Genomic DNA, 22,896 nt, shown 5'->3' with positions numbered 1-22,896 from the left:
TGTTTTAAATTTAAAATAATGCTTTAACACCCAGATTATAATATCTGGTTTGTGGTGCTCCTCCGATGCTTAATTCCATAATATCTCTGTTTTGAGATATAGTTAACAGATTAGATCCAAGTGCATAAACACTAAGCTCATTAAAAAACGTTTTTTGCAACATCTTTTTGGGAAAATCATAGGTAAGCTGTACTTTAGAAAGATTTACTCTGTTAGTACTATACATCCAGAAATCTGAAGAGCGGAAATTATTATCACTGCTCAATGAAGATAACCTTGGATAGACTGCTGTTTCTTTAGTTTCTTCTGTCCAGCTGTCTCTTACGTTAATAGAATATTTGTCTTCACCATCCATTTGAAAATAGGTGTTGTTTTTCATTGCATAAGCACCTGTTTGTCCTGTGAAAATTGTGAAAAATGTGAAATTATTCCATTTAGACGTAAAATTAATACCAAATGTAAATGGAGCTCCATACCAGCCTGCTTTACCTAAATAGACTTCGTCTTTATTGTCAATAATACCATCGCCATTCTGATCTATGTATTTAATATCACCTGGTTTAACTTGTCCAAAAGTCTGAGATGGTGAATTAGTAATATCAAGTGCATCCGTAAAAAAACCATCGCTTTTAAGTCCCCAAAGTGCATCTAAAGGTCTGCCCTGTCTGTTTTGATAACTGTCATCGTACAATTCTGCTCTCTTAGTAGCTTCTGTATCTACATAAGTACCTGTTAATCCAAGTGCTAAATCAACATTCCCCACTTTTTTATTGAATCTTACATCAAAATCAAACCCAATACGCTTATCATCATTATAATTAATATAAGGCAGGAATGAAGTGTTAGGAAAGTTCGTAACAAAATAATTTGGATATAAACTTGAAGCCTGAATAACATTTCCATTAATTTCATTAATAAAAAAGTTAGTATTTAAGGTTATAAAGTTCTTAAAGAAAGCTCCTTCTAATCCAGCACTCAGCTCATTTCTCTTTGCAAAACCTAAATCTAAATTTTCACCTCTTCTAACATCAGTACTTCTGTTAAGAGCTCCATCTCTCCAGCTGAACCACTGTCCGTCTGTCTGGCTATATATACTTTCATATAAGTAATAATTTGAAACATCTAAATCTGTATTTAAAATACCTCCTGAAACATTCAATTTTAAATTATTAACAGCAGTCACGTCCTTCATAAAATCTTCTTCAGATAATTTCCATCCCAAAGACATGGTAGGAGAAAATCCTTCACGATTACCTTCAGCAAATTTGGCTGAATGAACATATGCACCATTAAATTCTGCATAATATTTCTGGTCGAAATTGTATGATAAGTTTAGACCTAGATTAGCATTGCTTGTTTTATGATAAACAGCAGACTGTGCTTGTTGATATCCTGAACCAATAAGCATTGCTGATAAATTGTGCTGCTCATTTATTTTTTTCACATAATTAAACTGCCCAGAAAAAGCAACCGTTTGACCAAGATTACTCCCGCTGATATTTTCAATACCGGTTTTTGAATCTTTTCCATACTTCGTTAAAGATGTAATCTGATCTATACCTGCATAGTTATTCCAAGATGCTTCATAAGTCGCATATGTGTTATTATAGGACTGGCTGTACGAATTAGAATAATCTACTGCAAAATCAGTATGAAATGTCAGCCCATTGATGACATCACCTAACTCAACATTAACCCCTGTATTGAACTGAAACTGACGGCTTGTAAAGGTAGTGTGGCCTCCAGCATAAATAGCTGCAAAAGGGTTAGTAGGATTAAGCTGCGTACCGCCTAATAAATACTGTCCATCAACTATATAGTTACTGTTTTTCACAAGAGTCATTGATGCATCATCACTTGATTCAATCATGCTGATTGGTACTAATGGACTAAATAAATAAGGTCTCAGAGTAGCAGCACTGCTCCAGTAGTTTGTATTTACTCCTCTGGAATTGCTGTATATCGCATTTGCCCCGATTGTTGCTGAAATGCGGTTATTAATTTGAATATCTACATTTCCTCTTACATTGAATCTATTATTGTTATTATTTGCAGCTTCTCCAAAACTTTGTAAAGGATCCTGCTGAGATGAAAAATTAGCAACAGTATAGTATCGTGCTGATTTATTTCCTCCTGTTATCTCAATATTTGCATCATAATTAAAATAAAACTCCTTAACGTATTTTGGTGAATAATAATTAACATCAGCATATCTATATGGATTTTTACCAGATGCATAATTATAAATGGTTTCATCAGTATATGTTGGATCCAAACCATCATTAACACGGGCTTGGTTATAATAATGCATATATTCGGCAGAACCTAAATATTTTGGAAGGCTCTTTGGTACAAATACTCCGTTATCAAATCTGGTTGTAATCTGCTGTTTTTGTACTTTCCCTTTTTTCGTTGTAATATAAATCGCCCCTTTTGCAGCGCGGCTTCCATAAAGTGCGGCCGCTGAAACCCCTTTTAGAAAAGTGATTTGCTCAACTTCTGTAGACAATACTGTATTTATATCGCGGGGAACTCCATCTAATAGCACTAAAATACCGTTCATTCCCCAGAGATTACCATTAAGTCCTCCAATTATAGCCTGGACTCCATCTAAACTATAAGTTGTATAGTTTTTTTCTAAAATTTCAGGCAGATTTACAAAAGAAACACCTCCCATTAAATCCTTGCTTTCTTCTTTCTTAAAAGCAACCTGAACTAAATTTGAATTTTCTTTGTTTAAATTTATGTCACTTATAGCAGTTGTTGCTTTTAGTATAAGTGCAGTATAGCCAGCAGCGCTAAACTCTATATCTGTATCAGCTGTTACGGTTATTGAGTAGCTCCCGTTCTTATCGGTAGCTGCTGTAACATTATCTTTTTTACTGACAACAGCTGCATTCACAAGTGGTTTTCCTCCTGCTCCGATAACAATTCCAGCTAAATTTATTTTTTGGTCAATTTGAGCGAAAATCTTGGCAGGTAAGAAAGCAAATAGCACAAAACATAACACTATTTTAAGTTGTATATATCTCATTATTCTATAATTTTATTTTTAAATTTTTTAAAATAATCATTTTAATTACCATCCAGGATTTTGTGAAAATTCTAAATACATATTTACATCTGCATTCTTTAACGGAAGCCAGTAATGCTTTTCACTAAAGTTTCTCACCAAAATCACTTCCTCACGAATATTAATAACTCTGTTTTCGCTTGGCTTTGCTGCATCAAATGGAGCAGCACGGTCAAATTCAATAGATTTTTTAATTGTATAAGGACTCTGAATCAATAATAACCAGCGGCGCAGATCATTAAAGCGGTGTCCTTCAAAACTCAGCTCCACAGCGCGTTCACGTCTAACCTCGTTCATAAATAAGTCTAATGAACCTAGGTAATCTGCTGCAACGTGTCCAACACCCGCTCTGTCACGAATTACATTTATAGCATCTACAGCAGTTCCTGTATATTTTGGATCTTTTCCTGTAACTGAGCCATAACCCTGCGCTGCAGCTTCAGCATACATAATGTAGATATCTGACAGACGCATCCAAGGGAGGTGGATATTTAAGTTATTACCGTATCCAAATCCATCATCAAACTTATTTGCACTTCTGGGAATAAACTTATACAGCAGGTAACCTGTTCTGCTTCCTGTGCTTATATTTCTGTAGCTGCCGTTTGTATAAAGGTTTGCATAACGGTTGCTTTCTTCAGCAGCTGGAATAGAGCCTGTAACGCATTTTACACCATCATATACAATGTCATTGTAAAAACGTGGATCACGGCCTTTCCAAGGATATCTTGGATCATATCCTGAATCTGGATCCGCTTTAGTTATATCTTTAATAGGTTTTCCATTCGCCATTCCATAATTATCAACATAATTAGCTGTAGGAAGGAATTTTACATCCCCGTCACATATTTGAGGTGCTGGCTGATACTGCTTAGAAGTACCCCAGTTAGATCCGTTTGCTCCCCAGTACGGACCTCTAAAAATAGCTTCAGTACCGCCTGGCATTTTCCAGTTACTTCCGGTTGTATAAAAATTATCGCTGTATTTTGCAAACGGCATTAATTTATATTGTGAAGTACCGCTTTCAGTAATATTTAATAATTCTGCAAAAGCTGCAGCCGCCTTTTTACAGTATTCTGCATTATAAGAAGCATTCCCTGTAGATACTTTATTCATCAATGGACTTCCTGCCCATAAATAATTTTTACCTAAATAGCCAAGAGCCATTATTTTATTAATACGAAGCTCATTTTTTCCTAATGTTCTTTTTCCAATAACTGTATTATCCCAATTAACAGGAAGCAAGTCAGCAGCAGCTCTGAAATCGGCTGCAGCTTTGTCGGCACACGCTTGGTAGCTAAGTCTTGGCAGTTTAAGCGGCTGATCACTAGGAAGTACTTCATCAATATAAGGAAGGCCTCCAAAATACTGCATAAACTCGAAATGGAACCATCCTCTAAAAAACAGTAACTGTCCTTTGATTAAATCCTTTTCTTCTTGGGTATATTCAGTCATTTTATCAATATTGGCAAGACCAATATTGGCTTTACGGATACCTGCCCAGCCTAATGTCCACAAATCCTTATGCATACGGTCATTATCTGTGCTGACATTATTTCTGTTCATCCAGCCAGCCTGCCATCCGTCATATTCTCTTTGCCAGCCCCAAAAATCTCCTTTATCGATTTTACATATAAAGTGGAAATCACGGGCTGTAGACTGAATTTCATCTTCTCCCCAATTCCATGAATTTGTCCAATATCCATTGGTAAAATCAGGAATGCTTTGATACAATTCTTCAGTGAATCCTTGAAAATTTTCAAAATTTTTGAAAGCCTCTTCAGGAGATATATCTGAATCAGGAGATTTTTCAAGATACTCATTACAGGATCCTGAAAGTAAAAGCAAACTTATAATTAAGCTGTACTTTGATATTATTTTAATATAATTCTTCATAATTGTAATTTTAGAATATAATGTTAGCTCCTAAATTGAACCTTTTTACAGTTGGATAAGCACCTTGTGATGCCCAGCCGGTTCCTGCATAATTTGCTTCTCTGTCATCGGGCATATTAGACCATAAAAACAAATTATTTCCATTTAAATAAAATCGTATACTTTGAAGCCCAGACGATTTAATCCAATTTGTTTTTCCGTCGAAAGTGTAAGCGATTTCAGCATTTTTCAAACGAAGGTAAGATCCGTCATACATATACCTGCTCCCGTTGTTATACTCACTAGCGGTAGCCAGCCAGCGCGGAACAGGCTGAACTGCATCTGTGTTATCTTTTGACCAGTAGGATCCTTGATCGTACACAACATGATTTTGGCCGGATAAACTGGTAAGAACAACTTGTCTGGTAACATTATTTACACCATAAAACTGTACAAAGGCGCTGAAACCTTTCCAGTTAACACCAACTGTATTGTTATAGGTATTTTGCGGTGTTCCTGTATAGCCGAAAGGAATATTATCTTTAGAATCAATAACACCGTCTCCATTATAATCCAGGATATTAAAATTCCCTGGAAGTTTTGCCGCATCATTTGTACTGTGAATGGTACTTGCATATAACTCATCCCAAGTATTGTAGTAACCTTGGCTTACATACGAATGAGCCTGACCAATAGAATATCCTTCGCTTTTTTGGTAATCTGGCAGTAATTGAGGATTATCTGCACTTATAATTTTATTTTTTGTGTGAGTGAAATTAGTGGTCCACCATAAATTCAAACCATTCCCAAAAGTACGATTGAACTTTAATTCTAATTCATAACCTTTATTTTGAACTCGACCTAAATTTGCAACCGGTGCGACAGCTCCATAATAAGAAGGGATTGCCCTGCTTCCTCCGGCTAATAAAATATCCGTTCGGTCTTCTTTATAATAATCAAACGTACCAGTAACAAATCCTTTAAAGAAAGAAAAATCAGCACCTATATCACTTTTCTTTGCTTTTTCCCAGTGTACATCTTCATTACCAACAGTTGCCTGCTTATACCAAGTATAAGGGCTTCCCTCTGCTGACTCACCGGTTGTTCCTAAAACAGAATTACCGCCATATGCCCATTGGGATTGATAAAGCCATCTGCCATTAATATTATCATCACCGATCTCTCCATAAGTGGCTCTAATCTTTAATAGATCAAGAAACGAATCAGTACTCTTCATAAAATTTTCTTTCGAAATAATCCAGCTTAGACCGCCAGAAGAGAAAAATGCAAAACGATTATTCTCGTTGAACTTTTCAGATCCATTGTAAGCTCCATTATATTCAATAAAATATTTATCGGCATAATTATAGGTAGTACGGAATACCCAGTCCTCTCTATAATGAGGAATCTCGCTTCCCGACGCATACTGATCCCTGCTAAAAAGTCCCAAAGCGGTTATATGATGATTATCAGCAATCTTTGCCTGATAATTTAACTGTAATTGATAAAAAAGTTTACGATAAGTATTCCAATCTCTCACTGAACCTCCAGTGGTGCTCCATTTGACACCTTCTTGAAAATCAAACCTGTTATTAGAATCATAAGCTTTTTTGAAAAGTACCACGCCGGTAACTGGATCTATATACTTTTCCTGCGCATCATTATACAAATCACTTATTCCTCTGTCTCCTTCTACAAATGAATTATCTAGGGCAACCATTCCTTTAAAACTCAGCCCTTTTACCCATTTGTCAAAACTTTGTTCGAGTGTAAAATCTGTGTTTAATCTTGTTGTAGTCACATATTGAACACCGCTTCTCGCTAGATTCGCTACAGAATTTGATGCTTTTCCTTGATTTGGTGCATAATAACCCCAAGAACCATCTTCATAATATGGCAGGAAAACATCTGGAGCTGTTGAATATGCAGCATCCCACATGGTATATTCGCCTCCTGATGCACCCCAAGGACTTTTCTTGATACCGCGGGAACCAGCAAGACCAACTTTAAACACTGTACTAGAAGTAATTTGAAAATCTAAATTACTTCTAACATTCAGACGGTTATAACCATATCCGGGATCATACCCCCTATTATTATTATATTTTTTAAACATATCGCCTTCTCTTAAAAAATCTGCTGATGCGAAATATTTAACAGATTTAGTACCGCCGCTTACATTTAAACTTGCATTATAAGACATCGCATAGTCCTTAAATAAAGCATCCTGCCAGTCTACATTAGGATAGCGCTCAGATTCTGCTACATTTGCTGGATATCTATACTTATTAATAATAGCCTGAGGAACGTAATCAGCCCAGCTTGATGGACTCAATGCCAGCTCGTTTTCGATGACACTATTTTTAACCATTAACCCGTCATAAGAATCTAGCTTAGCAGGTAATTTAGAAAGAGTTTTCACGGTCGTATTAAAAGTAGTTCTTATTAATGCTTTACCAGACTGGCCTCTCTTGGTAGTAATAAGTATTACTCCATTTGCACCTCTAACCCCATAAACCGCAGTCGCTGACGCATCTTTTAATACCGAAACAGATTCTACCGAAGTAATCTCAACACTATTAATTGGACGTTCTACACCGTCAACAAGAATAAGAGGCTGTGCATTATTCCAGGTACTTGCACCACGTATAAAAAGCTGAGGATCTTCCTCTCCTGGCATACCTGAACTGGCTGATGTTATCAAACCCGGCACATTACCTGTCAATGCAGCACCAATACTTTGAACACCTCCGGCACGTTCCAGAACTTTTCCGGAAACCTGGGTAATTGCTGCTACTAAACTTGCTTTTTTCTGTTTTCCATACCCTACTACAATAACCTCATCTAAGGAAGTTTTCTCAGGTGTCAGTACCACATTGATTTCTTTATTATTCTCAACTGGTCTTTCAACCGTTTTAAATCCTACAAAACTGAATACCAAAACAGCATCAGACGGCACATTAATGGTATATCTTCCATCGAAATCTGTGGAAACACTCAAATTTTTTTCGCCTTTTACTGAAACTGTAGTCCCTGGAACACCTTTGCCGTCTTCTGACGATGTTACCTTTCCTGTAACTGTAATTTGCTGCTTAATGTTACTGTTTACAACATATCTTGAACCAGAGAAGTCCTTCTCTGCAGCTGATAATTGGGTGATAAACAAAAACTGAAACAAAACTCCTAAAGGCAGATACATAGCTCCGTTTAGAATTTTAGATAATTTTATTTTCATGTTATTTAAATATTTTTGAACTTGATCCATACTTTATACTGTTATCAATACTGCTGATAAACAGATACAGACTTGATTAAATTAATTTTATATTTTTTCCAGCCGGAAATTGATAATATTCTTACTTTAATTCAGGCTGTTATTTATAATCCCATATTCAAATTATCAATGCTTAAGCGAGATCATTTGGATTTGTGGATTATAAATGGTCTTGACAAAGCTCTCTGCATCCAGACTCAAGCTGCTGCTTAAAAAATTTTTGAATCGTTTTTGTGTTTTACTGTTTTTACATTCCTCATAAGGTTTGAGGATTAAAGGCTGGCAAAAAAAACCAGACCTTAAAAAAGTTTTTCGAAAAAATAAAATTTTGGTCATAATGGTTAATAAATTCTTGGTTAATTGTTTGGTTGTTTTTTTTCATTAAATGCAATTTGTTTACTAATGTTTTTATCAAAAATCAAATGTTTAAAATGTTACCTATTTCTGTCTTGGAGACCAATGCTGTTTCTCATTTAAAAAAATATCGCTTTAATAAATTTTGAAAAGAAACAGAAACACCAAATCATGTGATACGAACAATTTCAGGTTTTAAGAACATAATTATTGATATGAGAAATAAAACCTGTTTTTTTTAATAATCAATAAAAAATTAGATAATTCAAAAGTATTTATTAAAAACAGAGGCAGACTATTCGTTTGTTACAGATACTTTACACTACGTTACATATGAAAATAAAATGTAACAAACTGCAGAAAACTGTCCCGCATTAATGAGTTTTACAAGACTAAGCTTATGTTTTATAAATAAGAGGAGAGAAAGACAGATTGCGGTTATTTCTTAAAGAAGCTGTCTAATTTATAAAGACAATATCATTTCAAATTGACAGATGAATTAAAATATACCTTCTTCGTTTTTGAAAACACTATGCTTTAAATAAATTTTAGGTAAAGATGAATCCGTTCCAATGCTTGTGCAAAAACTTAAAAAAAATCTAAATTATATTCTAAATCTCACTATGAATAGCAATTATAAACTAGATGGAAGAAATTTTATAAAAAGTGAATATCATCAAAAGTTAATTTGCATCCATTTATCAATAACAGTTATTAGTCAGGATCTTATTTAGGAATTTGACGAACTTAGATACCGAACTAGCAAGCTCCGGTAACAAGTTCTATTTATTGCGCTAGTGCGGCTTGGGATACACAATAGTAACTGTAAGCTTAAAAAACAATTTAGCTGAATAAATAAAAACAGCTTCGATACAGTTTACTTTAACAGCATCATAAAACAAATAAACGAGTTAAAGTATTTGCAAAAAATACTTTAACTCGTTATTTACTTTTTCGATATAGAGACACGTTAGCATATCCACTTGTTTGTGGCATCATAATCTCTTATAGTTTGTTCAGGAATAAATTTACTAATGACGAAATATATAATCGCCAATATTACACCAAAAAAAGCATACGATTGAATCCTCTATGAAAAATGAATCTCTTTAAAAGAAATAAAAAAAGAAGCAACTGAAATTAAATTAATAAATACTAGTGTTACAAAATTAAAAACTGCTTTTTGATAAGGAATTTGTTTTGTAGTACCTTGATTATAGTATTTAAAAAATAAAAAAACGATATACGACATATAGTTTATATTTAGGGTTTTAATGTATTATCTGATTGTGCTTCCAAGACCTTGATAAATTTTGTCCGATACACCGAACGACCTTGACATGTCGACAACGATAGAGCGGATTTGCAATCCGTTCCCGCAAAGAAGAACAAATAAAACTGTTCTATAAAGCATAAAAAAAACCGAGCAAAATTGCTAGGTTTTTTTTATGCTTTATAGTTTTTCTTTATTGAGCTAATTGCTGAATTTTCTTTCAGTAATGAAAGCATCCAGAAAAGATTTTACAAAATGTTTTTCATCAGAGTTTAGTTTTTCTACTTCCTGAAACTCTTTTATATGTCCATTTCACTCGTTTACGTTTGCAGCGAGTACCATTTATTTGTTTACTGTTTATTTGGTACCGCTAAAAAAGTATTGATAAACTACAGTTTTACTTTTAATGGATTTTGGATTATTTTCGACTGTTTTTCTAACAAGGCGTCCCACTCTTCTGCCGATTTCACCTGACCGCTTTTAAGCCATGCAAAACCTGCATAATAAACTGATACATTATTTACAGGATTTGTAACGATTAAAATCTGGCTCTGATCAACAGCTTTGGTACGGTAATCAAAAGCTTTTGTTACCACTTTTGGATCGATCAGAATTCCTTCTCCTATAAATGAATCATCAATTGGCTCCCAATGACGAAAAATTCCTTTTTTAGCATCAATCTGTACTGTTCCTTTCTCCTGATGCAGTGTAATTCCTAATGTATAATTTGGAATTTTTACAGCAGAGCTGATGCTGTTTTCAAATTTTGAAAAATTAGAACCAAGATCAAGCGATATTCTTTTTGTCTCTTTAACTCCATACCTGCTCCATTCAGGGTATTCCAATTCAAAAACTGCACGCAGCGGGCCTTTGGCAATTACTTTATACTTCTGGAAATTTTTGGAAGTGTACAAACTGTCTTTTTCCCAGATTCCTGTTCCGCCGTTTCCTCTGCTGTAACCTACATGGTATGGATCATATCCTTCACCGTGATCGATGTGATAATAACCCGAAGCAGTACTATTTTTGGCATACCAGGAATCGATAATTGGATAATTTACTTTTTTAAGCCAGATATCTATACCGCTTGAAAGTGTTCCGCCGGCTTTTTTCTCATCAACCAGACGCTGTGCTTCGGGACCGTAAGTTCTAAAAGCGACTTTGTCATTTTCCCAGGCAAAATCATCTATCCGCTCTGGTACAAAACGTGCATAAGTGGTAAGTGCTGGAGCCGGTCTGTTTTTAGCTGCATCAGCATCGGTAAAAACGGTATAAACTGTTTTGGACAAAGCTGCAACTGTAGCCTGAAACAGCAGTTCATCAGGCCTGCCGTCAAGATTTAAGTCAATTAATTGTGTTACAAGCAGATTTCCTTTTTCATCTTTTACCAGTAAGTCCTCATAATTCTTAACCAAAGCAAAAACTTTGTTTTTATGCAGGTCTATCGAAATAATTTCTGCCGTGCGGTCAAAAGGAAGTGTATTTTCGATGATAATCTTTCTGCTGAATTCAGCAGTGCTTCCAAAACCCGAAAACAAACCAAGGATTCCAATAAAAAAGATACTGTTTTTTAAATTTAATTTCATACTAATTATTATTGTTCAAGACATTTACTTTAAAAAATCAAACACTAATTACACGAATTTTCACGAATTATAATCTGTTTTAATTACACAAACTTTTAAAACAAATAGGATAAAGTAACCCGTTGGGTGCAATTATAAAAAAAGAGCTAATAGTTACTTTTTTGTCATTTAGAGGTACGAGAAATCACATTAGTTATTTACGTTATGTGATCTCTCCTGCGTCGAGATGACAAACTTTGTGAATAATTCGTTAGCTAAATTACAAATCCGATAACTTTAACTATAAAAATTCTTTTTTTTTAGTTACTAAATCTAATTGTCCCCAACAGATCATAATAACTATTTTTTATCAAAATCCACAGATTTCTTTAAGCCATTGCTAAATTCAATTATAACCCTGCCCTCTTTCTGCTCAAGGCTTTTAACAGGAGCCAGCTCATTTTTATTCCATTTTTCTCCAGATTTTTTCCAAAGCATTACTGTGGCATAAATGGATTCCTTATTCTCTGGATTAAAATTAGCGGCCACATCAATTACCTTGCTGATCTCACTTTCAGGATGCAGGCCTTTGGCTGTAACTGTTTCTGCTGTGCTCCAGCCTGAAAGCGGTATCATGGCTAATTGGTACTTTCCATTATCAATAATAGTCACAACTTTTCCATTCACTTTTTTAGTTACTGTTGTAATTTCTTTATCGAATTTTGGCAGCGCATAATGTCCTAATCGCATGGAAACTGCCTCGGTACTGTTATTTTTGTCGATTCTTAAAATTCCGTTTGGCAAAGGAATATCAGCCAGACTCATTTTAATTTTATCATTGGTTTCCAAAACTGCATCTCGGTAATAAATGCCGTCTTCAAATCTTTTGAAAGTATATAAACGTAAAGGTTCCCACTCCTGTTTTGCATTTTTAAAAACATAGTTCATGGCAACTTCTCCGTTTACACCATCTGCCTGCCATAGAAAAGCGCTATTATACGACAGACGATTGTAATTTTCAGTTGATCGGAAACCCTGCCAGTCGTCTTTTTTCTTTTCATGGCACCAGGCTCTCACTTCTGAAGCTCCAATATCAGGATAATCTGTAATTAAGATTCCTGAACCTTTTTGAAAATTATTATAAACCTGATCTTTTTTGAATTTAGTTTCCCAGTCTCCTTCATTTTCTTTTGCAGTCCAAAAAGGATTGTCATCCGGCAGTAAAAGCCCCAGAAAAGCTTTTCCCATCCAGTACACGCTTCCTCTGCAGCTATACACCTGCACGGCCGGTTCAAATGCTCCGTAAAAACCAAGTGTCGGTACATTATCTTTCATGAATTCGGGATGCTCCAGAAATTGTTTTAAAACTCCGGATGAAATTCTTCGGAGCCAGCCATTATTTACCGCAGGATCCTTTTCTAATCCCATAAAAGGCAAAGCGGCAATTGTGGCAATTCTATAACTGATACTGCGCCCGAACATAATCATCTCCCCGTTACGGCTGAACATTAACGGGTAATTGGAATTCATATCTTTAAAATTGCTTCGGAATTTTGCGGCATATTCCGGATAATATTTATTTCCAAAATACTCGGACCATAAAGCTCCATACAATTGATAGCCCCACATGCTATAATAATCATAAGCCGGGTTATCATTGTACCAGCCTTCTCCTCTATAATCGTTTAACGATTTCTGCAGATATTCCTCCAGCAGTTTCTCATTTACGGCATATCCCTGATCTTTGAAAAAACTCAATACAAAAATGTTGAAAAACTTCCAGTTGGATGGCACTGTAGGACCGTCACCATAACTCAGCATTGATTTTGCCAATGCATCTTTCTGATCTTGAGGCAGCGGTTTCCAAAGCACCTCAGGATTGGTCATCAGTGATATTGTTATTGCTCCATATTCAACCAAATTCTGGCTCGCCCCTCCGTTTTTAGCACGGGGAACAATATAAGAGGGGCTGTTAGGATCAATTAATTTACTAAACTGATGTCTGTAATATTCAGCCACTTTGATATTATTAATCACTAAATCAGGATTTTCCTTTAGAAGCGGAGAGGCTATAAATAAAGTCCTGCTCAAACCTTCTAATTTCTCTGTAGGCACTCTGCCTTCATCCTGAGGATAACTTTTTCCCGGCTGTTTTGGAAACTTCATCGGATCATCAAGAGTATGAACGTAGCTGAAAGCTCCTTCCAATAAATAAAGTGCAGCATCTTTCCAATGCTTTTTTGTCATTCCTGTATAAGGACTAAGACTGTAATCAGGATTTTTTACCTGAAAAACACCCGAGTTATTTTCTTTTTGCTGTGAAAAAACAGACACACTGAAAATACTGGCTAAAAACAGCATTTTTTTAAATTTATTCATTTTTGAAATAATTGATGTTTACAATTTATTTTTTTTTGGCTGCTTGTATATTAATCACTTTTTTATTTAAATCAGGAGAAGAAACTTCAAGATTAATTACTCCAGATTCGCCGTTACTTTTAATAATTACCAAAGCACGTCCATGCCATGCTTTACGAGTATTGGCAGTATACAAATCGGTATCTTTTAAATCAGCATTATCTGCTCCAGCAATTGTTCCAGCACCCGAAATATTCAATGTAAGCTGATTGGCAGCATTTGGATTTAAAACACCTTTATCATCAGTAATTTCGATACTTACATACACCAGATCCTGACCATCAGCTTTTATTATTTTGCGGTCAGCAGTTAATTTAATTTTAGCAGGCTGACCGGCAGTTTTTAATAAAACCGATTCCGTTTCTTTACCATTTTCCAAACCAACTGCTTTCAATTCACCACTAGTGTAAGGAATTACAAACGTCGCTTTAAACTCCTGCGCTTTTCCCGTTTCTTTCTCTCCAATATTTTTCCCGTTCAGGAACAGTCTTACTTTTGGGTATTTCGAATATACTTCTACTTCAATATTTTTACCGTCGTAACCCGGCCAAGTCCAGCTTTCCCATGTTGGCCAGACAGACCAGGATGTCAGTTTTATTGTTCCGTTTTCAGGATTTGGCTCTTTGACAGCCATGTATAATTTTTCGTTGTTATTATACAGCATACTTCTGTAATGAGAAATTGGTTTTCGCCATCCAGTTAAATCTACATCCCCGCAATAAGCGCCATGCCATGGGTACAGATTTGCTGTCCAATGCTCTCCCTCCGTTTCACCTGGATACACAAAGCGCCCAATACCCGATTCACCCAGATAATCCATTGCCGTCCAGACAAAATCGCCCAGAATATAATTATTTTTTTGAACTAAATCCCAGTTAGTAAACGCATCTTTTGGATACGATTCGGTCTGTACAATAATTCGGGAAGGCACTCTTTTATGATCCGATTCTGCTTCATGAAGCTGATAATTGTATCCTGCAACATCGTGAGCTGCCATCAATGGATCAAAAATATCCCAGCCTTGGTTCCAGGTAGTCATTGCTGATGTTACCGGACGGGATGAATCGATTTTATGGATGGCATCTGCCAGCATTTTTGCCGTTTCAACTGCTTCAGGTTTGGTTCTTTCTATAATTTCGTTACCAATGCTCCACATGATTATTGAAGGATGATTGCGGTCTCTCAACACCATGGATTCTACGTCATGTTTCCACCATTTATCAAAAATACTGGCATAATCATACGTATTTTTCTTTTCTCTCCATCCGTCAAAAGCTTCATCAATTACCAGCATCCCTAATCGGTCGCAAGCGTCTAAAAAAGCTTCTGAAGGCGGATTGTGCGACGTTCTTACCGCATTAAATCCCGCAGCTTTCAGCAGTTCGATTTTTCTTTCTTCGGCACGGACATAAGCAGCTGCTCCTAATGCTCCGTTATCATGATGCACACAGCCTCCGTTTAATTTTATTTTTTTTCCATTTAATAAAAATCCGTTTTGAGCACTAAAATCAATAGTTCTTATTCCGAAATCCGTTATTGCTGCATCCACATTCTTTGAATAAACATTCAGTGTTGATTTTGCCTGATATCTATTGGGTGCTTCCACCGACCATAACTTTGGATTTTCAACCGTAATTATCTGCACTGTTTCTTTTTCTTCATCTGGCTGTAATACTATTTTAACAGCTGCTGCCTTACCTGCATTTTTACCTTTAGCATCAATAATCGCCGTGGAAAGCAAAACATTCTGCTCAACAGCCGTTTCATTTTTTACAATCGTTTTTACCTGAACCTTTGCTTTATTATTTTTAATTTCCAAAATAGTAACTGCAACACCCCAAGTTTTAACATGAACCAGATTTTTAACCGTTAACCAGACATTGCGGTAAATACCAGAACCGCTGTACCATCTGCAGTTTTTCTGCTGCGAATTATCAACCTTAACGGCAATTGTATTCAGCTCTCCGAATTTTAAATAAGGTGAAAGATCATATTCAAAAGAAGTATAACCATAAGGCTGTATTCCAACTGATTTTCCATTAATAAATACTTCAGAATTCATGTAAACTCCTTCAAAATAAATGGAAACCTTATTCCCGAACCATTCGTTAGGAACTGTAAATGTTTTTCTGTACCAAGCTTTCCCCATTGGATAAAAACCGCCGTCACCTTCACTTGGATTATTTTTTTCTGATTTTCCTTCAATACTCCAGTCGTGAGGGAGATTTAATTTACGCCAGCCGCTGTCATTAAATCCTGCATTGCTATACTCCGGCGAATCAGTCAATGAGAATTTCCAATCCGAATTAAAAAGCTGTTTTCTTTCTCCAGCAGTATTTTGTGCATAGCCCATTATTATACTGCCGATCAGCAATAAATTAATTAAAATTATTATCTGTATAAATCTTTTCTTTTTAGTCATTACTGCCTGATTACTTTTGATTATTTAAAAAATGTTTTACACATTAACTATATATAAATTACAATATATAAGTGTAAAAACAACACTTTTCAAATATATAAAAATTACGTTTAATTTCTTGGTCTGAAAACTTCTTTAATTTAAAATTCTGCCCTCCTAAGAATATTAATTTCTATTGTTTAAACCTATTAAAAATATTACTCTATGGCGCATAAGCTTTTAATATCAATAATTTATCACCTGATAAATCGACCTCAAATAATTTCGGAATTCTAACCGTTTTATCACCAACTTTTCGATGGCTGTGAACTGACATAAGCCATTTGACATCAAATGTTTTAATTTCGGTTTCGTCTGCCTATAAATTTATTAATTCACTGACATTAAATTCTATTTTTAATTTTATGACTGTACGCAAATAATACTATGTATTTTTATCGCTGCTGATTAAACAGATTCTCGCAGATTTCAGTACTATTTTTTTTTAAAATCTGTCTAAATCTTTTAATCTGGAGCTAATTAGATCTGTTTGGTATTAGTTAAGTATAGTAATATTTAATTTTATTAATTTTCTTTAAAATCTGATAGATTCCATTTATCAGACCATACTAAAATTGGTTTCTCATCTGCTGTTTTTATTGGCAGCCAAATATAACTTCCGTCGATGGGATTGTCAGGTTTCCATCTGTCTGCCATAAAAATAAACTGGTCTTTTTTGCCCTGAACTGGAAAAACATAAGTGCTTTGCGAATGGAATGTTAATTCTGCATGCGGACCCGTGCACGGATTACCCAAAGCTTTCCACGGTCCCAAAATAGATTTAGAGCTAAACGAACGTGCTTCATTAGGATCCCAGCCTGTGCATCCAGAGGTTATCATATAATACATTCCGCCTTTTTTGAAAACTGCGGGTGCTTCATTATGACCAGCTGGAGCCATTCGTGTCCATTTTTTGGTAAAATCCAAATAGTCATCTGTAAGTTCCGAAATATGAAGCGTCAGATTATCCTCAGATGAGTGAATCAGATAAGCCTTTTCATTGTCATCGACATATACAGTCATGTCTCTTGACATCTGTCCTTTGTCAAAATCCCTTCGTACCAGCAGACCGTTCTGAATTGCTGTCAGCCATTCTGGGCTCCAGGATTTTAAACTGCTTTCATTGGCCGTGGCCGATTTAAATTCATCTTTAAAATCGACTGGCCATACTCCTTTATTCGGACGGTATGATTTCTTAAATTTAAACGGTCCTTTAGGCGAATCACTAATAGCTGTCGCTGCTCTTGCTGCATCGTACCCCTGCCCTTTCAATTCCAAATGAAACCACATCACATACTTTCCTGTCTTTTTATTAAAAACCACTTTCGGACGTTCAATTATACAGCCTTTTGTTATTTCCGAATTAGGATTCTGTTCAGCCTTTAGAACAATACCTTCGTTTTTCCAGTTATATAAATCTTTAGACGTATAGCAGCTGACACCCTTTAAAGCGGTGTTTCCTCCTTTGCCTTCGGTCTTAAATTCTCCATACCAATAATACGTTCCGCCGGCAAAAATAATACCGCCGCCATGAGCATTAATATGTACGCCATCTGTATCCTTCCATTTTTTTCCAGAAAAGAAATAATTGTTTTGCGAAAAAACAAAAGAGCATAGGAAACACAGAACTATCGAATATTTTAATTTCATTTTACTTATTTTTTTGATAAACCCTTATATAATCTATTATGTATTTTGACGGAAAATTTTCTGCCGTATACTGGCCGCCATTATCTCCGCCTACTGCCAGATTTACTAATAAATAATGAGGCTGCTGAAACGGAAGTATCTTTTGGGCAGCGTTTTGGACAGTTCCCTTCACATCGATCTCATTTAAAAGCTGATTATCAACATATAACTTAATCGATTGTGCATCCCAGTCCATTCTCCATATATGAAATTTATCAGCCCAGGAACTGTCTTTAAAATCACTCAGCGGAACCGTTTTACTGTCCCATGCCGTATTCTGCTTATCTGATTTCCATGCCGCATTGGCTAGTATTTTGCCCGTGTAATATTCCATAATGTCAATCTCTCCGTTAGCAGGCCAGTTTCCTTCAATGCCAAGAGTCCAAAAGGCAGGCCACATTCCTTTTGATACCGGAATTTTGGCCCGCATTTCAAACCTTCCATATTTCCAGGAATGTTTTCCCTGCGTAATTAAACAGGAGGAAGTGATTTTTATAGAATCTCTTTTTTTGCGCCAGTCTTTGTGATTATACGAAACGAAATCAGGATTTTTTCTGCTTTCCTTTTTGGCTTCGATTATAAGAAATCCGGTTTGGCAATAGGCATTCTCTTTTTGATACCATTGATTCTCATTGTTTCTGACAAAACCCTCTTCATAGTTCCAATTCTTTTTATCCGGAGTTCCGTCAATAGTAAATTCATCATTCCAAATCAAATGATACCCTTTATACTTTGGCAGTTTTTCCTTATCTGTTACAAAACCATAAATCAAAATCAGGACAATTCCCAATACCAAAAGCTTACCAGCAAATCTCATTTTAAACATATTTCAAATCAAAAATTAATTATGAGCAATCAAAAACTGCTCTATTAAAATGAGGGATCCCAAAAGATCCCTCATTATTACTAAATTAAAAACCCAATACTTTTTTACATCAGCAATTCGTTATTTTTTAATAATTCGGAGTGTTTTATCTGGATGTGATTGAATCTTTACCAGATAAATTCCCGGAGGCTGATTTTCAATATTCAGCTGCACTTTACCGTTTGTATTTAAATGATTCGATGCTGAAATTAATTTACCATCCAAAGTAAAAATTGCAATTGAGACAACATCCTCATTCACTGGTAAAATAACATCAAATAGACCTGTCGTAGAGTTTGGAAACACGCAGATTTTATCAGCAGATTCTTCCGGCAATGTATTCACATCCAAAGAAACTACAGTTTTAACAGCTGTTCCTCTTTGTGACTGTGACAATGTTTTAACCTGCAAAACTGCAGAATACTGACTTTCTCCTCCAGCATTTTCTGATGCAATTTTATAGAAGTAATCTGTATTTGCTGCTAGATTTGTATCGCCAAAAATGGTATCTTTTACATAAGCAGCTAACATTTCATAAGTACCATTTATTGTTGCTGCTCTTTTAATTTTATAAGATTCAGCTCCTGATACTGGCGACCATTTTAAATTAATTGCTGATGTCGAGATGGCCTCACCCTGAAAGCCAGCAGGAATTGCAGGAATAACCGGCTGATCATAAACCAATATGGCTGAGTATGCAGATTCAACATTATCTTTACCTATAACTTTAATTCTGTATTCGGCATGTGTACGAACCAGATCTATTTTTTCAAGAACACTATAGTTTGTTGATTCATAGAAAACTGAAAATGCACTTTCGCCGCTTAGTTTTCTTTCAAGAACATATTTATTAACTAAATCCTTATTAGTCCCTGTCCATTTTACTGTAATATTCTTATAATCAGATGAAAGGGTATAACTCAGCGTTTCTACTTTTGTTTTCCACACAGGAATGTATTCCTTAGCTGAATTATAAGCTTTCGCTGATGCATTTTTAGCATAATACTGTCCTGCCGGAGTTAAAACCGTATAATCAGCTGCTGTACTGGAAATTACTGGTGCTGTCTGAAGCCATACATAACTCTGCCAGTTTGGGTTTCTGGTTTTAAAAGCATCATTTATAGTAACATACATTGCTCTGGCATCCTGTACCCAATTGTAAATAGAATAGCGTTCTACATAATCAGCACTTTCTAAAACAGTTAATATAGCTGCTAAATCATTTTTGTGTTTAGCCGCATTGGCATCAGTAAGCGTATTCACATCATCCGGAAAATTATTAGCAGTCCAGTTAGCTCCAATATTCCATTCTGTAATCCAGATTGGTCGGTGGTACTTATCATATATGTACTGTAAATCACTTTTCCATTGTGCCGCAGTTTTATACCAGTAACAGTGAAGTGCAACATAATCAACCCTGTAATTATTGGCCTCTGCCTGAGTCATAAAATTAGCCATCCACGGATTAAAAGGATCTGATGTTGCTGGAGAACCCACTCTCAAACCAGATTTTAAAAGGCCTGGCCAAGAACTAATCGCTGCCTCCACTGTCATATTCGACTGATCAGGACGGTCTGGTTCATTAAAACCAAGGAAATGTGTATAACCATCTTTAGTATATGCAGGCGCAAATCCAGGCCAATACTGAGTTTGTCTAATCGGGACATATTCTACATTTGGCGTGGTATCCATTCCTGTATTCCAATTGTAATACCATGTAATATTTTCTGCATTTATAGCTTCTGTACTTCCCCCGGCTAGTCCTTTTTTGGTGACCTGGTGCCATTTCATAGTTCTGATAAATGAAATTGTTCCTTTTAAATTAACAGGTAAAACAGGAACTTCCAGATCTTCATTTTCAGCTATATAAACCCTGCTGTATCCTGATCCGTCTGCACTTGTGGCAAAAGTGGCCATATACCCTTTTTTTAATTTAAATGATTTGATGGCATTATCAAATGATCCTAAATTATCAAATGGAGTCACCGTAACATACTGCTGCGATGTTCCTGCATAATTTTCTTCGGTAAAAACCTGCAATGGCTGATAACTTGCAGTATAAGGCGAGACTGCCGTACCTGACCCGTAATTTGTAACATTTACATTGGTGCCATTGACTGCCGCAACACCGTTTATTGAAACATATTGTAACTGCGAACTGATTACGTCACTTGGTTTAATGTTTTCAAAATACAGACGGTTATCTGCCGAACTTAAGTTTACTGTCGAATTAATTAAAGGATTGTATCCGTTTTTAAGATATAAAGAAGCTGTGCCGCTTAACACAACATTTGATTTTGTATAAGCTGCAGCACTCGTATTGGCTGAAATATTTGCAGTCTGCAGTGAAGGACTAATAACTTTTACCGGTGCATAAGCTGTATTTTCAAAAGTCACAGAAGTAACTGCCATATCAACAGCACCTGCCACATAATTTTTTCCAATAACAATATTGGCTGTCTGCTGGCTCTGAACTTTTAAATCACCTATTCCAAAAAGTGCTTTGGCCCCAGTTACGTTAATGTAATATGTTCCTGCAGCTGTTTGAGATTGAAATGACAAATCTCCTTTTCTTAATTTATTAACGGCTCCGGTTACAAAACTTTTTGATGCCAGAACTGTTCCTCCGCCATTTGTGGCTGTAGAAATGGATACAGTCATTTGAGAACCGGGACTTAAATTAGAAATATATTCATAAATCCATGAAAATTGATAGTCTTTTGAAGCTTCCAACTGCACCGGGAAAGAATAAACTGAATTTTCAAGTGCTGTGCTATCCCATCTGATATACAGTAATCTTCCGCTGTAAACGGAATTATCGGATTCAAAAGTATGCCCCGAAGTTACATCCATAAATCGTGTTCCGCTCGTACTGTTTGCTGTATTAAAAATCGTTGGAGAAGCAGCATTAGTCCATCCATAAGCAGCCGGCGTTCCTGCATTATCATTGAAATAACCGTCCCAGTTATTAATTAAATTTGAAGATTTCAATTTTAAATCGGCAATCGCCATAAGTGCGTAATCACCTGTAATTGTCAAATAATAAAGACCGTCAGCATTCGAAACAAAAGATAAATCTCCTTTTCTTAATTTATTGGCATTACCAGTTGTAAATGATTTCGAAGTCAAAACACCCGATCCATCAGCCCCTGACGATATTGCTACATTCAATTTAGCTCCCGGAGCAGCATTGGAAATATATTCATAAAGCCATGAAAATTCATATCTCAGGCCTTGTTCCAGTTTAACAGGATAACTATATACTGATGCTGAATAACTGGCATTGTCCCAGCGAATGTACATTATTCTTCCGCTGAAAACTGTATTATCGGATTCATAAGTATGTCCCGAAGTTACATCCAGATATCTAACACCACTGGTTGAATTAGCAGTATTCCAAGGCAGACCTGCAGCCGTATTAGCCCAGCCATAATCATTAGGTTTTCCAGAATTATTCCCTGTAACTCCAGCCCATCTTCCTAGTAAATTATCAGCACCGTATGCTACAGCGGCTCCCGAATTATCATTTAAAAAATTAAGCGCTTTAGAAGTTAAATAATGTCCATCCTGATAAATATTAGCAACTCCGTCTTTTATTGCATACCGATAAGTTTGTTCCTGAGCATTATCTACTGAAGTACTTAAATTATCAGTTAACGATAAAATTGTTGTATTATTAAAAGTTGTTTTATCTAAAGAGGTTCTAAATCCGAGTCCGCTGGTATTTTTAACCTCAACATCCAATCCTCTTCCGGCTGCCGAGTTAACTTTGGCTTTTACTTCTAAAGTAAATTCGGTTTGATTGGATAATGGAAAAGATATAATATCTGAACTCACAGCGTTTGTAAAAGTCTTAGAACCATTTAAAGTTGTTGCCAAACCTGCTTTAACAGGCAGATTAGGAGCTTGTGCATGTATATTGAATACAAAAACCGATAACCAGAATAATAAAAATGTGTATAGTTTTTTCATATGAAATATTCGTTTTAAAAATTATTGTAAAATTTTTGTTTAATTCTTTCATTAGTAACCAACAAAATTATTTGCTT

9 protein-coding genes are annotated in these 22,896 nt (G+C 35.7%); all 9 read right to left on the bottom strand.

Features of this window, described 5'->3' with window-relative positions; genetic code table 11:
- Window positions 1-10: 10 nt before the first annotated feature.
- Entirely contained in the window at window positions 11-3,034 is a 3,024-nt protein-coding gene (locus IRZ80_RS03990; protein ID WP_194640268.1) for a SusC/RagA family TonB-linked outer membrane protein, read from the bottom strand.
- Window positions 3,035-3,079: 45 nt separating this feature from the next.
- Window positions 3,080-4,969 (bottom strand): RagB/SusD family nutrient uptake outer membrane protein, encoded by a 1,890-nt coding sequence (locus IRZ80_RS03985; RefSeq protein WP_194640267.1) that lies wholly within the window; start codon window positions 4,967-4,969, stop codon window positions 3,080-3,082.
- Between the two features lie 10 nt (window positions 4,970-4,979).
- Window positions 4,980-8,183: a SusC/RagA family TonB-linked outer membrane protein gene (locus IRZ80_RS03980; protein WP_228520798.1), complete on the bottom strand. Its 3,204-nt coding sequence runs from the start codon at window positions 8,181-8,183 to the stop codon at window positions 4,980-4,982.
- A 2,055-nt stretch (window positions 8,184-10,238) separates the two neighbouring features.
- Entirely contained in the window at window positions 10,239-11,435 is a 1,197-nt protein-coding gene (locus IRZ80_RS03975) for a DUF4861 domain-containing protein (RefSeq protein WP_194640266.1), read from the bottom strand.
- Window positions 11,436-11,774: 339 nt separating this feature from the next.
- Window positions 11,775-13,793: a DUF2264 domain-containing protein gene (locus IRZ80_RS03970; RefSeq protein ID WP_194640265.1), complete on the bottom strand. Its 2,019-nt coding sequence runs from the start codon at window positions 13,791-13,793 to the stop codon at window positions 11,775-11,777.
- Between the two features lie 25 nt (window positions 13,794-13,818).
- Window positions 13,819-16,254, bottom strand: coding sequence for a sugar-binding domain-containing protein (locus IRZ80_RS03965; RefSeq protein ID WP_194640264.1), 2,436 nt, complete (start codon window positions 16,252-16,254; stop codon window positions 13,819-13,821).
- Window positions 16,255-16,818: 564 nt separating this feature from the next.
- Window positions 16,819-17,943, bottom strand: a complete 1,125-nt coding sequence (locus IRZ80_RS03960; protein ID WP_194640263.1) for a glycoside hydrolase family 43 protein — start codon at window positions 17,941-17,943, stop codon at window positions 16,819-16,821.
- Window position 17,944: 1 nt separating this feature from the next.
- On the bottom strand, window positions 17,945-18,799 hold the full coding sequence (locus IRZ80_RS03955) for a family 16 glycosylhydrolase (RefSeq protein ID WP_194640262.1): 855 nt from the start codon (window positions 18,797-18,799) through the stop codon (window positions 17,945-17,947).
- Window positions 18,800-18,928: 129 nt separating this feature from the next.
- Window positions 18,929-22,819 carry a glycosyl hydrolase gene (locus IRZ80_RS03950; RefSeq protein ID WP_194640261.1) on the bottom strand — a complete coding sequence of 1,297 codons (3,891 nt, stop codon included), beginning with the start codon at window positions 22,817-22,819 and terminating at the stop codon, window positions 18,929-18,931.
- Window positions 22,820-22,896: the final 77 nt, after the last annotated feature.

This window comes from Flavobacterium sp. HJJ (assembly GCF_015351475.1).
Classification (GTDB): domain Bacteria; phylum Bacteroidota; class Bacteroidia; order Flavobacteriales; family Flavobacteriaceae; genus Flavobacterium; species Flavobacterium marginilacus.
Note: the sequence above shows the minus strand (reverse complement) of the source record. Positions and strands in the feature narration are given on the sequence as shown.